General features: G+C 36.0%; 11 protein-coding genes. 4 read left to right on the forward strand and 7 right to left on the reverse strand.

The window, feature by feature from the left end:
* Positions 1 to 51: 51 nt before the first annotated feature.
* Entirely contained in the window at positions 52 to 1,344 is a 1,293-nt protein-coding gene (locus EG344_RS11695) for a DUF389 domain-containing protein (RefSeq protein ID WP_123858349.1), read from the reverse strand.
* 190 nt (positions 1,345 to 1,534) lie between these two features.
* Here EG344_RS11695 and EG344_RS11700 point away from each other — a divergent pair, with 190 nt between their 5' ends.
* From EG344_RS11700 to EG344_RS11710, 3 genes are read left to right on the forward strand one after another with little or no spacing between them, the layout of a single operon-like run.
* The gene (locus tag EG344_RS11700) at positions 1,535 to 1,903 is read left to right on the forward strand and encodes a hypothetical protein (protein WP_123909581.1); all 369 of its coding nucleotides are present in this window, start codon (positions 1,535 to 1,537) and stop codon (positions 1,901 to 1,903) included.
* A 41-nt stretch (positions 1,904 to 1,944) separates the two neighbouring features.
* The gene (locus tag EG344_RS11705) at positions 1,945 to 3,360 is read left to right on the forward strand and encodes a PLP-dependent aminotransferase family protein (RefSeq protein ID WP_123909582.1); all 1,416 of its coding nucleotides are present in this window, start codon (positions 1,945 to 1,947) and stop codon (positions 3,358 to 3,360) included.
* A gap of 12 nt (positions 3,361 to 3,372) precedes the next feature.
* Positions 3,373 to 3,858 (forward strand): GNAT family N-acetyltransferase, encoded by a 486-nt coding sequence (locus EG344_RS11710; protein ID WP_123909583.1) that lies wholly within the window; start codon positions 3,373 to 3,375, stop codon positions 3,856 to 3,858.
* Positions 3,859 to 3,934: 76 nt separating this feature from the next.
* Here EG344_RS11710 and EG344_RS11715 read toward each other — a convergent pair whose 3' ends face one another.
* The 6 genes from EG344_RS11715 to EG344_RS11740 form a co-directional block, all read right to left on the reverse strand.
* Positions 3,935 to 5,767: an alkaline phosphatase family protein gene (locus EG344_RS11715; RefSeq protein ID WP_228412917.1), complete on the reverse strand. Its 1,833-nt coding sequence runs from the start codon at positions 5,765 to 5,767 to the stop codon at positions 3,935 to 3,937.
* Positions 5,768 to 6,270: 503 nt separating this feature from the next.
* Positions 6,271 to 6,939 (reverse strand): HAD-IA family hydrolase, encoded by a 669-nt coding sequence (locus tag EG344_RS11720; RefSeq protein WP_123909585.1) that lies wholly within the window; start codon positions 6,937 to 6,939, stop codon positions 6,271 to 6,273.
* Positions 6,940 to 6,945: 6 nt separating this feature from the next.
* On the reverse strand, positions 6,946 to 8,100 hold the full coding sequence (locus tag EG344_RS11725) for a TIGR03364 family FAD-dependent oxidoreductase (protein ID WP_123858343.1): 1,155 nt from the start codon (positions 8,098 to 8,100) through the stop codon (positions 6,946 to 6,948).
* An 11-nt stretch (positions 8,101 to 8,111) separates the two neighbouring features.
* Entirely contained in the window at positions 8,112 to 9,410 is a 1,299-nt protein-coding gene (locus EG344_RS11730) for a DUF5690 family protein (protein WP_123909586.1), read from the reverse strand.
* Positions 9,411 to 9,419: 9 nt separating this feature from the next.
* Positions 9,420 to 12,245: a TonB-dependent receptor gene (locus tag EG344_RS11735; RefSeq protein ID WP_123909587.1), complete on the reverse strand. Its 2,826-nt coding sequence runs from the start codon at positions 12,243 to 12,245 to the stop codon at positions 9,420 to 9,422.
* Between the two features lie 492 nt (positions 12,246 to 12,737).
* Entirely contained in the window at positions 12,738 to 13,307 is a 570-nt protein-coding gene (locus EG344_RS11740) for a helix-turn-helix domain-containing protein (protein WP_045492263.1), read from the reverse strand.
* Positions 13,308 to 13,714: 407 nt separating this feature from the next.
* Between EG344_RS11740 and EG344_RS11745 the strand changes: the two genes are divergently transcribed.
* Positions 13,715 to 14,422, forward strand: coding sequence for a response regulator transcription factor (locus EG344_RS11745; protein ID WP_123909588.1), 708 nt, complete (start codon positions 13,715 to 13,717; stop codon positions 14,420 to 14,422).
* Positions 14,423 to 14,425: the final 3 nt, after the last annotated feature.

Raw genomic sequence — 14,425 nt, forward strand, 5'->3', positions numbered from 1 at the left:
CATAAAAGTAAAAACAGCGCCCTGTATATATGGGTGCTGTTTTATTAATACTTATTGACGAATAACTTTGGCGTTTTTATCGGATAACTTTTCCGAGAGCCATTGTTTCATTTTTTCTTCTTGCTCCTTTTCTTCTTTTTCAGACCGATAAAGGATTACGGTGCTTACATTGGCACTGTCTGTATTGGGGAAATTGGTTACTTTACCAATAGAAATATGGTTAAAATCCGGGAATAGAATATGTATTTCCTTAATAAGGCTTGAGTCTTTTACCGTGTATTTATCCAATTGTTGTCTTAATTGGTTGATGACAAGGTCTTTTTCAGACAATACATTATTCCGTTGTCCAATTTCGTTAAGTATTTCGGATTTAATATCGGTAGCATCCTGTTTAATAACCAATTTTGTATTGGCAATTCCGAGATCTTTAATTTTTTTATTAATGGTATCTAATTCACTTTTATTAAATTTTTTAGATAAAAAAGCCAATTCCACTGTTTTTGGAGAAGAATTATAGTTTAATTTTTTATAAATGAGAGTATACCCTTTCTGAGTAAATTCACTATTGATGAACTGATCAATATTTTGAGTAAACTTCTTCTGATTCAAAAGATTATAAGCCAGATAAGAACTTGGCACAATCATAATAATGATCAATGCCGTTATGCCATATCGTATCTGTCTTTCATACTTTCTGTCTACCAGTTCAATAGGCTCATACCTCAGATATTTGATAATAAGAAACGTTGCGATACAAATGAAAAAGCAGTTGATGGTATAAAGATAAAATGCTCCTGCAAAATAGCTCCAGTTTCCTATAGCAAGTCCGTATCCTGCCGTACAGAGAGGAGGCATTAATGCCGTAGCAATAGCAACTCCCGGTATTGGATTACCTTGTTTCACACGGGTGATGGCTATAACCCCTACAAGACCACCAAAAAAAGCAATAAGGACATCATAAATATTCGGAGATGTACGGGCTAATAGCTCAGATTGAGTTTCTTTAAAAGGACTTAAGGAGAAATAGATAAAAGATACCAATAAACTGACTATAGTTGCAATAAGAAGATTCTTAGCTGATCTTTTAAGTAAGTGAAAATTATAGGTACCTAAGGCAAAACCCGCTCCTACTATAGGTCCCATAAGAGGAGATATAAGCATTGCTCCAATGATGACTGCCGTAGAGTTTACATTGAGTCCCACGGACGCAATAACAATCGCACAGGCTAAAATCCATAGATTCGAACCCCGGAACGAAATATTATCGGTGATGTTCTCCAGAACTTTCCCTTTATCTTCTTCTCCGAAATGAAGATTAATAAATCTCAAAAATTTTCCCATCATTGTTTATTCACTTGTTTAGATTCAAAAATAAAAATACATATTTATAGATTATTTTACACGAAAGCTTTAAAAATTTTCATTGTAGCTGAGACTTGTTAGCTTATTATCTGTACCCATAATATTCTATTCTTCTGTATCTGTATCCAAACTGAGAGACTCCATAATTTTGTTAAGGTAAAGAAGAAATACTATGGAAACAATTGCACAACATCAGGAACAGCTTCAATATGCTGAAGTATATATTTCAGACATGTTAGCATTGAAAAACATATTTTTACAGACACAGAGTACTTCTAAGACGGCTTCCGATTTTGGAATTCCATTCCTTTTAGCAAAGAAAAAAAAAGAAATTGTCTTATTTGCCAGTCTTATCATTAATGAGAAAGGAGAAATAACATTTGTAGTATATGATAAGAAAGGAATAACTGAAATAGAAAAGAGATCCTTTTCTGTAAGAGTTGAAAACTACTTTAAAAGGAATACAGCCCCCAATTTCAGAAATCCCAAACAATTAAAAAGCAGCATCAAAAGTATGATGAGCTGGCTTGAACTTCAGTAGGACCTGAATAAAATTGTACATTTACTTAAAACTGTAATTCAATGTTGAAAGATGTTTTATACCTCAAAATAGCGAATTCTGTCACGGAGCAGATCAAAAGTGAGACCCTGCAATTTGGAGACAGGCTACCCTCGTTGAGGAGCGCCCAAAAACTTTACAATGTCAGCCTGAATACAGTAAAACAGGCTTATATGGAGCTGGAAAGCCGTTCTTTGGTTGAGTCCCGTCCTAAATACGGATATTATGTAAGCCAAACTTCGCAACGAAAGTTGGCATTGCCTTCTATCACCCAAATGAAAGTGTCAGAAGGGAAAAATACACCACAAGATCTTATTGATAAAGTGTTTGGAACGATTGGAGGAACAGACGTTACGCAGTTTGCATTGGGTATTCCCGGGAAAAGCCTTCTTCCGGTAGCCAAGATGAAAAAATGTATGATTGATGTGATAAAGCGGAAAGGGGATAGTGGAACCAACTATGAACCGGTACAGGGAAGCGAATTGCTTCGCCGTGAAATTGCCAAATGGTCTATCGTAATGGAAGGGAGAATTACAGAAGATGATCTGGTGATTACCTCAGGAGCGATGAATGCTGTATACAATTGTTTAATGGCAGTAACACAGCCGGGAGATTCAGTAGCGGTGGAAAGTCCTGTTTATTTCGGAATCCTTCAGGCTATTCAGCTATTAGGGCTGAGAGCTGTAGAAATTCCTACCCATCCCATCACAGGAGTAGATTTGGATGCCTTAAAAAAAGTGCTTCCCAATCTTTCAGCCTGTTGTTTTGTGGTGAATTATAATAATCCGCTGGGGTTTCAGATGCCGGATGAGAACAAGAAAGAACTGGTAAAAATGCTTACTGAGTATAATGTTCCTCTGGTGGAAGATGATGTTTATGGAAATATTTACTTCGGGGCTGGAAGACCTAAACCCTGTAAGTTTTATGATGAGGCGGGAATTGTAATGTGGACGGGGTCGGTCTCTAAAACACTGGCTCCTGGATTCAGGGTAGGATGGGTAGCTCCCGGAAAATTTAAAGAAAAGATCATCCGTCAGAAATTGGTTCAAACGGTAAGTGGCCCTTCCTTATTTTCGGATGTGATTGCCGACTTCCTTGCTCATGGGCGTTACGATCATCATTTAAGGATGTTCAGGAAAAAGCTGTATGCTAATTATCTCCAGATTCAGAAGTCGGTAACACAGTATTTTCCGGATAATACCAAGATCTCAGAACCAAAAGGAGGGTTTATGTTGTGGCTGGAACTGGATAAAAGAATTTGTACCGAAGATTTATATGATGAAGCAGTCAGCCAGAAAGTAAACTTTGCCCCGGGAAGAATGTTTTCACAATACAATCAGTACCAAAACTGTATGCGATTAAATTATGCCCTCGAATGGACAGACCGTGTAGAAAGCGATCTCGAAAAACTGGGAAAAATGATAAAAAACAGAATATAATATACCTAAGCGATGAATGATATTAATAATGAAGTAAAAATTATAGGCTATGAACCTCAGTATAAGGAAGCCTTTAAAACTTTAAACGAAGAATGGATCAAAACATTCTTTGTTATGGAATCCAGTGATTTTAAATTGCTTGATAATCCTGAAGAGCATATTATTGACAAAGGCGGATATATTGCTTTTGCTTTGCTGGATGGTGAAGCTGTAGGTACCTGCGCCTTGGTAAGAGCTCAGGAAGAACCTCTTGCTTTTGAATTGTCAAAAATGGCGGTAAGCCCTAAAGCACAGGGAAAGAAAATCGGTTATCTGTTGGGTAATGCTCTTGTAGAAAAAGCTAAAGCGTTAAAAGCCGAGAAAGTATTCCTGGAAACAAACTCTATATTGGTTCCTGCCATAAAGTTATACGAAAAACTAGGGTTTAAACATACTGAAATTACCAATCCGGGCTATGATCGTGTAGATGTACAGATGGAGCTTGATCTTAAGTCATAGGCAAAAAAAATATTGGAACTCGGATCATCATATCCTTGTTCCAATATCAAAATTTAAATCTAATTGTTTTACTGTTTTATTTCTTGATAAAAGCTTTGGTCAGAGATTTTTTACTTCCTTTAAGTTTAATAAAATACATTCCTGAAGGAAGCCCTTCAATATTGATTTTCTCATCATAATTTCCGTGGGAAGACTTTAGGCTTTTTGTGGTAATAAGTGACCCTTTAGTATCTATAATTTCTGCTTTAATTTCCTTATCTCCAGATTGATATCGGATGCTTACATAAGTAGATGCAGGATTGGGATATATAATAAAATGATCTGTTGTTTCTTTTACTTCCTGAGTTGCCAAAGTTCCTTTTGAACATTCAGGGATTCTGTTTACACCATCAATTCCCCATGAAGACAGGACCGGAATACACAACCAGTTCAATACCGTTGGGAAATGATCTGTTTCTCTCGTTGTTGAGGTGTAATCATAGATTTTAAAACTATTTGAGGTATTAAGAGCATAAGTTGGAGATCCTGTGATCGTCATAGGATTGGCATTAGAGCTGGAATCAGTCAAGGAGTTTCCTGAAGTTTCATTACATGTCCAATTTGCCAATAACTGAGAATAATAAGGATGAGATGTTGTAATATCCTGGTTAGCCCAGTTCGCAATCACATCATTAGGAAGGGCAGATTTCCATATTCTTACGTCTTTGTAAGAAGCGGCAAGAGTCACTCCGTAAGTATTGGTTCCATCCTGATTTAATGTTAATGGAAGTACAGAATCTATATTTCCTATAGTACTCATTTTAGCAAAAGTTACGGGAACACCGTCCTCATATAAGGTAACAAGACCATCTCTGTCAAAGCTCGCTGCAATATGTTTCCATTTATTAGTTTCCAATTTTCCACCAATAAGGTCAATTCGGTTAGTACCATCTGCAATATTCATTTTAAAAGTTTGTCCGGAGTAGCCGGAGAAGATAATCCCTTTGTTCTTTCCATTGGCCCAGTTTTTATTTCCAATAAATACAGGATCACTGGAATAGGCTGCGTTGGGCTTTACCCAAAATTCAATAGTGAAATCCTGATTGGCTCCAAAATTAAATGGAGTTTGGTTGGTGGGCTTTGCATAAGCTCCTGCAGGAAGAGTAAGCTGATTAAAAGTCTTATTGGATTCCAGAATAGTTTTACTGATCTGTTGAGGGGTAAAACCGGGATTAGAATAAATCGTGAAAATATCCCGTTCAGAAAGATTTCCGCCACCGTGGGAAGTATCTGTTGCGCCATGATCTGTCGTTAAAACAACCATCCAATCCTCATTATTGTAGGTGGATCTGTTTTTCATAGCATTCACAATCTCTCCAATGTAAGCATCCGTAGTCTGAATAGAAGAAACATACTGGGGAACAGCAGAAGAAAACCCATACGAATGACCAGCATGATCTACATCATCAAAATCTACGAAAAGGATATCAGGATTATCATTCTGTAAAGCATTTACGGCCGCATTTTTTACGGCAAGGTCGCTTCCTAAGTTAGATTTTATATCTGCATTCTTTACAATTTTGTCGTTGATTGGAGCCCAATTGGCAAGGGAAATCGTTCTAAGATTAGGATTATAATTTTCTGCTCTGGTTAGAAAATCAGGATAATTCACATAATTTGGGTTGGTAAAATTATTGTCCTGTACATTATGTTTAGTATGCCATACACCGGTAAGCATGGTACTCCAGCCATTTCCACTCCAGGTTGTGGCAGCACATAATCCATCAAGAGAATAAATAGACTGGCTGATGAGGTTTTGGATGTTAGGTGTGTTGGTAGACATCATGACATCTGCACGACAACCGTCAATACCAATAAAAAGAACTTTTTTGGTTTGGGCACCAAGGACACAGCTTATTAAAACTGCCATTGAGAATAGTTTTGCTTTCATGGGATAAAAGATTTAGAACATTAAAATTTTACAAATAGTAATTTATTTTTTATTATTTGTAAAATTAATTTACTATTTGTAAACATATGTAAACTGAAAATTAATTAATTGATAATTAAAAACTTCCTTTGAAATTGAAACGCGGATAACTTAAAACTGTTTACAACTATAAGTCTATTAATGTTTTAATACTTAATTTGTTTTTAAGCAAAATACTTTGTGCTAGAAGCATGCTTAAGAAGTGGGAGGATTTTGAAGTTGACAAATATTCAAATTTTCATTCTAATCTTATAGATGGATTTTAGATGTGAGATTCTTCGCTCCATTTCATTTCGCTCAGAATGACAGTGGGTCAATTGAAATATTGGGCAAAGCGACAGTCGAGAACGTAATAGTTCCCCTCCTCTGAAGGGGCTGGTTTTAAAAAACACAAATGCTCTCATTAGAAAACATTTGTGCCATAAGTATTAAAAAAGAAGTATCTAAAGAATTCCCTCAGCTTCGGAAATCGTATTGAAAATATAATCAGGTTCAGCCTTTTCCAGCGCTGCTCTGTTTTGAGCTCCGGAAAGCACTGCGACAGTGAGTCCACAACCGGCATTTTTGCCCTCTTCAATATCGATCACGGAATCTCCGGCTTTTAAAACCTTTTCAGGTTCCAGGATATTAAATTTTTTCATAGCCAGATTGATCATTTCCGGACTCGGCCTGCTTTCTGAAACATCATCAGCGGTGATTAAGGCGTCAAAGTGTATATTTTCTTTCCACTGCAGTTTATCCAAAAGCTGTTGAGCGATTTCATAGGTATAACCGGTATTCAGAACCACTTTTTTATGCTTAGCTTTCATTTTAAGGAGAAAATCTTCCGTTCCGTTGATAGGTTTTACCTCAAGATTCTGATAAGCATCCTTTAGTTTTCCAGAGAAGTTTTCAAAAATAGCAGCAGCATCTTCTTCATTTCCATTGATTTCTTTTAATAAGCTTGTAATAGCTTCCAGTTTTTCCATTCCGGCACAGGTGATAAGTACCTGTTCCAACTTAACTTCATAACCATGTTCATTAACAGCTTTAGTTAGCGTTTTATACACTACATTATCTTCATTCACTGTAGTTCCGGCCATATCCAGAACCAATAATTCTATATTTTTCATTGAAATTTATGCGTAAATTTTTTCTATGTTAAACTTAGAGAAGCCTCCGCTTCCTGTCATTCCTTTTCCACCGATACCCGTTACAATATGAATGTTCGGAGAGGGACTGTGTTCAAAAATATCCTTTGTTTTGCATTGAGAATATACTCCAAACCATCTTCTCTGGATTTCATAAGTGGGAAGATCAATGATTTTCTTAGCTTCAAGAATCATAAATTCATCAATTTCCATATTAAGGTCAAAGCCAAGATCGTCTGCATTTTTAGCACTAGCGTATTCGTGGGAATCTCCAAGAATGATAGAACCGTCTAATGCCTGCTTGAACAGGATGTGAACTCCATATTTCTTTTCAAATGAATTCGGATCTTCTAACGATTTGATTTTCTGAAAAGAAGGACATTCACTAAAAGACTCATATCTTCTGATAGAAAGCCCTGTCAGAATGTTTCCCTGAAGAGAATAAATTCCCTGAGGCTTAGTTTGAAGCATCTGAAGCTTGCTTACTTCCAAATCACTTTCATTGAATACGTTAGGATATAATGTTTTGAACTCATGTCCACCACAAATAATGATCTTCGAAGCCATATATTCTTCTCCATCCGCAGTAATAGCGGTACATTTCTGATCGTCTTCATGCGTTTCAACAACCGTAGTATTGTAAATGATCTGTAAACCCATTTTTTCCTGTAAAAGCTTGTGAAGTTTTACAATCATATCTGCTGAATCCACAGAAAGCTCCTGAGGGAAGAATAATCCACCTTTACAGTAATCGGAACGAAGGCCGTCAAACTTCTTGATGCAGTCACTTTTGGAGAATAAAACTGATTCATAATCATTATTTCTGTTGATCTCGTACAGTTCTTCAATAAGCTGAAGTTCCTCATCATTGGATGCGATATAAACAGAGCCGTTTTGCCTGATCGTAAGATCAGCCTGATTATGAAGTTCATTATATATTGCGAGACTTTCTCTTCCGAAGTTTTGCCATTTAAGATCCATTCCGGAAGGAACTACCTGTCCGAAATTTCTTACCGTGGCACCCTGAGGAACAGAATTTCTTTCCAGTAAAGCTACTTTAAGATTTTTCTTCAGGGCATGATAAGCATGGAATGTTCCTAAAATCCCACCTCCCACAACGAGTAAATCAAATTTTGTTGTCATTGTACTATAATTTATAAGATTTTCGAAGTATCGAAATTGATGTATTGATTAGAATTTGAATTAGGTTTTGCTTTTTTTCTAAATGCCAGAAAGGCAATGATTGAAAGAATTAAAACACTGATAGTAATAATATAATTTAAACTGATATAAAAGCTAAGCCAGGAAGTCTGGGACGATCCAAAATTCTTATAAAGAAGGATCAAAACGCTCCCCAGGTATCCAAAAGAATCTACAATATAGATCAGAAAGCCTACATTTCCTTTAATATCAAAGGCTGCAATCATTCTGTCAAAGTAAATTCCGTTAAAAGGAATATAACAGATATACATTCCAAAGCCGGAAACGGTCATCCATAAAAATGGAGATAATATATTCTGTTGGAATAAATAAGTGGAAAGCCCTACTGTCAGAATTCCTGCAAAAAGAATGTAATGATAGTAAGCAAAAGCCTTTTTGTTATTTTTTACTTTCACCATGAAACTCATGATGAGAAGAACCATGATGGCAATCGGGATTTCTGTAAGGGTAAAAATAGAACTGTCAAAGCTAAAATGAAGTCCATCCCAGATCTCACGGTTGAAATTATCTCTGAAATCTCTTAAAACAGTAAGACAGATGTAAAGAAAAATAATACAGACAATAGGAATGAAGAATTGCTGAATAAGCGCTTTTCTTTCCGTTCCGTTCAAAGGCTGTCTTTTGCTTTTAAGCATAATATCTTCCTCACTGGGCTTGGGGATTCTTTCTAAAAGGATTCCAAAAAGAAATAATGGAATAATAAAAATCAATCCTGCTGAGAAAGGCATCCAGAATTCCGAAACAGAAAAGGTATCCATCAAAAACTTTCCTACAGACTTGGTGAATCCTGAAGAAACCACAAAGCTTGAGCAAAGGAAAAGTCCGATAATTTCTGTTGTTTTACGGCCTTCAATATATGAAAAGACAATCCCCCAGATCATTCCCAACGGAATCCCGTTCAGAAACATAAAAAGAATGTTGTAAGGAGCAGGAACTACCGCAAATCCTAATAAGGAAAGCTCTGCGATGGCAATAAAAGAAAATAGATAAGTCAGTCTTTTCGTTGGTTTTAATTCGGATATAAATTTAATTCCAATAAACTTGGAAATAAAATATCCTACAGCCTGTGCGATGATAATCAGGATCTTATAATCCACTCCAAAATAGGAGAGCCCTTCAAAAGAAGCTACGGTAAAAGGTTTTCTGAAACCGTACATGCAGAAGTAGACACCAAAGGCAGCAAAGGCAGCCTTCAGTGTTACTAATGTTTTTGTATTGATCGTTCTGGCCATGGTGATGGTTTAGAAGTTTAATTTTATTCCAAGGTTACATCTTACTCCATAATATTCTACCTGTTCAGGACGGTCTTCACTTTTTCCGAAGTGGTAGATCAGAGGTTTATTCAGAATATTATTGATATCCATATATAGTCCCAGATTTTTGGTAAACTGATAAGATCCCCCAAAGTCTAAGCTACTGTATTTCCCATAGTAAGAATCATTGATGTCATCTTCAGCATATTCAACCGCATATTTTCCTTTATAATTGTAGGCCAGTCTGGCATTGAATCCCTTTTGCTCATAGAATAGCTGGATGTTATACAACTCTTTAGCCTGATAAGGAAGGGCAACTTTTCTTCCGCTTGGTTTTTCCATTTCTGAAGTCATAAACGTTGCGTTGACCTGAGCTCCGAAATATTTAAGGAAGCCTGGCAGGAAATCAAATCTTTTGGTAATACCTAATTCAAGACCTCCCAGCCATGCTGCACTACCGTTATTAGGAGCAGAAAACTGTACCCCGTTCATTCCATTATAGTTTCCAATAAAAGAATCCTGAAAAATGGGGTCTGTAATGGATTTATAAAAAACACCACCACTCAGAATCCCGACATTTGAAAAATAATATTCTCCCATCAGGTCAAAATTCAAAGAATAGGTAGGATTAAGGTTGGGATTTCCTCCTTTGAATGCATTATCAGCTTCAATATAAGTTCCGCCAGGAGTCAGATCTCCGAAGTTAGGCCTTGAAAAAGTTCTTGTTGCTGCAAAACGAAGATTGGTCTTATCATTTAAGGCATATTTCAGATGAATCATTGGGAGAACAGCCAGATAATTTTTAGTATGCTCAACTGGTGTTAGCACATCATCAACCACATTATATCCTTTTACCTTTGTATTGGTATTCGATAATCTGATTCCTCCTAAAAAGGTAATTTTATCATTCAGTTTGTAAGTGGCCATTCCGTATGCATCCGCATGTTTTTCAAAAACATCAAAGTTTCTTCCTAGTGCCTTATTGTATTCCAAAGCTTCGGAATCAGTGGTGTTGATCTTTAAATTTCCTTGATTATCATACCAGAACTGGTTCATTCCTCCTGTAGAAAGTACGGGTCCGAATGTATTTCCGATATGAGCATTCATTTCACTTAAATACTTTCTTCCGTTAGGCTGAGTCGTAATATATTGGGCGTAATCAGATAACAGAGGTGCCGTTCCGTTGCTCCAGTTGTAGAAAATATCAGAGAATTTAGCATTACGTTCCTTATCCCTGTATTTGAAACCATACTTTATCGTTAGGTTATCAGAAGCATTAATTTCATGATTAAAAGCTGCTACAATCTTATCTTTTTCTTCAACAAATACTTTATAAAATTCCAGATCAGTAAATCTCATCTGAGTAGCATCCATTTTAAAATCGGGATTGCTGTAGAAACCGAATAAAGCATCCGGATTTTTATAATCTAATTTTCCACCATCAGCTTTCCAGTAGGCTCTTGGCCCATTTCCACGGTCAGCTATATAATCTGGGTTGATGCCTACTCCAGATTGGGTATATTTAATGACATAATAAGAATTGTTCTGTTTATCAGGAATATTTCCATATTTAAACTGGTTATCATAATATGAAAGATCCCAATCAATTTTTCCTTTATTCAAATTATGAACTCCACCTAATGAAACAGAAGTAAGTTCTGTAATCAGTAAGTTGTGAATGTTTTGAAGCTCCACTCTTGCCGTATTATTGGCAGCACTGAACTTATCAAATCGTACTCTGTGTTTGTAATGGGTTTCATCATCAGATAATGTTCCATACATTCCCTTCAGATACAAAGTATTTTTTGGGGAAAGTACATATTCGAAAGCAGCATTAATTCCGGTAGTTTTTCTTACCCCGTTATAATCACGCAGTTCCATTCTGAAAACGCCTTCATCACCACTTCTTCTTGCTTCGAAATTATCCGTTGACCAGTTTCTGATGAAATGGGCAAAATTGAATAAATACCCGAATTTTTTATCCTTTGTTCTTCCTCCATACAAGAATCCAAGATTATAGACTCCTTTATCCGCTTTGGCATTGTAACCGCTTCCTAATGTTGCTTTAAACTCCGTTTTCATAGGTGGAGTTTTCGTAATAAAGTTTACTCCGCCACCAATTCCGTCGGCTTCAATATCAGGAGTAAAAGACTTATTGACATGTACATAAGAGATCAGTTCTGTTGGAAAGAAGTCAAAAGCAGTAGCTCTGGAAGTCGTTTCCTCTTCTGCTGTAGGAAGTCTGTTTCCATTGATGGTGGTAGATGCCCAGAATGGAGGAAGTCCTCTTAGAGAAACAAATCTTCCCTCTCCTTGATCCTTTTCAATAGAAACTCCCTGGACGCGCTGTACGGTTTCCGCTGCATTTCTGTCCGGTAGTTTTCCGATTCCGTCAGAAGCAATGACATTGGTAATGTTAATTGCATTTTTCTGTAGATTTAAGGCTCTTGCCTCGGTATTCTTTAAAGTTCCGGTAACCACTACTTCATCAATATTCTTCCTCGGTTGAGATAGCTTTATGGTTCCAAGATCTGTAGTCTCGTCAGATTTTAAATTAACCGTAATATCCGTTGTAGCATAACCAATATAGCTAATTTGTAGGTTGTATTCACCTTCTTTGATATCATTGATTGTAAACTTTCCGTCAACATCCGTGGTTATGTTTTTGGATAAACCTTTTATTTTAACGGTCGCACCGGGGAGCGGCTGGTTGTCATCAAGAACAGTTCCTATAATTAACTGCTTTTGCGCTGAAACAAAAGTGATGAAACAGACAGAAGCAAGGGTAAGTATTTTCTCTAAATTTGTTTTCATTTTTACATATATTAAATTTTTTATGCAAATCACGCTAATAATTTTAATATATATAAATATTTTGTATTAAGTATTATTTAACAAATCAAGCCGGTTTATTACCCAAATTTTACTTTCCAAACATGTGTCAAGAAGAAAAGCAAATAAATTGTGGTTTTTATAAGTGTTTTATTTTTAAGGTGTTATAGCTCTTTTGAGAACTGGTTTTCCGAATCAGTATTTTCTGTTGAAATGGAGTTTTTGATTAACATACCGTTCATTTTAAGCCAAAATAAGAAAACCAAAAGTTTACAAATAGTAAACTTTTTGATGGGATATAATTGTGTAGATACTGATAAAATATATTTTTTGCCATGAATGCTTGAATACAATCAACAATGCATAGCTCTAAAAACTATGTACCTGTGTGGTTGAAAAAAAATAACCACATAGGCGCATAGAAGAAAATTATTCGTGTATTTGTGGCTAAAAAATTCTGTGTAATATGAGGACCTAAGCAGTATAAAAATAAAGAACAAGCATCACGCAGCTTTCATTACTGATGCTTACCGGAACGTGTGGAAACTTTCCATTGAAGTATAGAGAATCGCCTTCTTTCATGATGACTTCTTCATTATCAATGATGTATTTTACCTCTCCTTTCAGAATATATTTGAATTCCCAGGCATCTGTAATAACTTTTTCCCTTTTAGAATTGGGTTCAAGAGTTAGCAATACTGCTTCAAATCCTAAAGAATGAAGACTTTTGCTGAAGATATGCATGTATTTAAAGCCTTCAGCTTCAACCTCTTTTTCTATAACCTGCTGGCTTTCTTTAGGAACATAAATGAATTTTGCATTGGACTTTTTTTCCACTCCTTCAAAGAAGTAACTGGCATCAATATCCAGTGATTGAATCAGGTCCAGTAAAACAGGAAGCGAAGGAATTGTTCTTCCATTTTCAATACGGGAAACAAGACCGTTGCTTACATTAGCTCTAAAAGCCAGTTCGTTAATGGTCAGGTTGTTTTTTTTTCTAATATCCTTTAATCTCTTTCCGATTCCTATTAAAAAGTCATTCATGTTGTAGTCAATGAAAAGCAAAGGTAGTATTATTCTATATAGGTTGTATGGCAAAAAGAGGAATTCACAAAAAGGTAAAATTGTAAAAAAGTGAAAAAATAAAAACGTATGGCTCTCAAGCTGAGTAATTATGTTGTTTTTTTACGATGGTAAGAGTAAGCCTCGCTCAACATAGAATATGGAGCCTATTGCTGAGTGAAACGCTTTTGCGAATATTTTATAAGCATCATTTTTAAGATTCTTTGCGTACATAGCGTTAAAAAAACAATGAATAATCTTCAGCTCTACATTGTTCTAAAGAAACATCCAGCTTCCAGCCTCCCTCTTCCAGTCTAAAAAAGCTTTTCCTTCCAATGCTTTTATCCCAATAAAATTTCACTATTTTTGTAAAACTCCTTATTTCATTTATGAAAAAAATAATTCTTATCGAAGACGAAACCAGTGTAGTATCTTTCATTAAAAAAGGACTTCAGGAAAACGGATATGAAATTTCTGTGGCTTTTGACGGCCGTACGGGGGTACAGCTGGTACAAGCTAATGATTTCGATTTGGTTATTTTAGATATTATGTTGCCGGAAATGAATGGATTAGATGTCTGTAAGGAGATCAGAAAAACCAATCAGAGTGTTCCGATTTTATTTTTAACAGCTTTAGGAACTTCTGAAAATATTGTGTTGGGATTAGAAAGTGGGGGCGATGATTATTTAGTAAAACCTTTCAAATTTATTGAGTTGGTTGCCCGTGTAAAATCTCTTCTGAGAAGAAGCCATAATAACGGCCCACAAGAAATTGCGGAACCAGAACCGGATAATGAACATGTATTTCAATTTTCAGATTTAACGGTCAATGATTATACGAAGAAGGTAACCCGCGCAGGAGAAGAAATTACATTGACTTCTACAGAATATAAATTGTTGGTGTATTTCCTTAATAACCCTGAAAAAGTAATTTCCAGAGCTGAAATCTTAGATGCGGTCTGGGGTGTAAATTATGAACTGGGAACCAATGTGGTAGATGTGTATGTGAATTATCTGAGGAAAAAATTGGATAGTCATGATGATAATAAACTGATTCATACTGTGATAGGGATGGGTTATGTTCTGAAAAAAGCATAAAGG

It is taken from the genome of Chryseobacterium sp. G0162 (assembly GCF_003815715.1).
In the GTDB taxonomy this organism is placed as follows: Bacteria; Bacteroidota; Bacteroidia; order Flavobacteriales; family Weeksellaceae; genus Chryseobacterium.

Excerpts from the sequence above, each read along its gene's own strand:
- EG344_RS11695 (WP_123858349.1), bottom strand. The coding sequence starts at position 1,344 with ATGATGGGAAAATTTTTGAGATTTATTAATCTTCATTTCGGAGAAGAA.
- EG344_RS11700 (WP_123909581.1), top strand. The coding sequence starts at position 1,535 with ATGGAAACAATTGCACAACATCAGGAACAGCTTCAATATGCTGAAGTA.
- EG344_RS11705 (WP_123909582.1), top strand. The coding sequence starts at position 1,945 with ATGTTGAAAGATGTTTTATACCTCAAAATAGCGAATTCTGTCACGGAG.
- EG344_RS11710 (WP_123909583.1), top strand. The coding sequence starts at position 3,373 with ATGAATGATATTAATAATGAAGTAAAAATTATAGGCTATGAACCTCAG.
- EG344_RS11715 (WP_228412917.1), bottom strand. The coding sequence starts at position 5,767 with ATGGCAGTTTTAATAAGCTGTGTCCTTGGTGCCCAAACCAAAAAAGTT.
- EG344_RS11720 (WP_123909585.1), bottom strand. The coding sequence starts at position 6,939 with ATGAAAAATATAGAATTATTGGTTCTGGATATGGCCGGAACTACAGTG.
- EG344_RS11725 (WP_123858343.1), bottom strand. The coding sequence starts at position 8,100 with ATGACAACAAAATTTGATTTACTCGTTGTGGGAGGTGGGATTTTAGGA.
- EG344_RS11730 (WP_123909586.1), bottom strand. The coding sequence starts at position 9,410 with ATGGCCAGAACGATCAATACAAAAACATTAGTAACACTGAAGGCTGCC.
- EG344_RS11735 (WP_123909587.1), bottom strand. The coding sequence starts at position 12,245 with ATGAAAACAAATTTAGAGAAAATACTTACCCTTGCTTCTGTCTGTTTC.
- EG344_RS11740 (WP_045492263.1), bottom strand. The coding sequence starts at position 13,307 with ATGAATGACTTTTTAATAGGAATCGGAAAGAGATTAAAGGATATTAGA.
- EG344_RS11745 (WP_123909588.1), top strand. The coding sequence starts at position 13,715 with ATGAAAAAAATAATTCTTATCGAAGACGAAACCAGTGTAGTATCTTTC.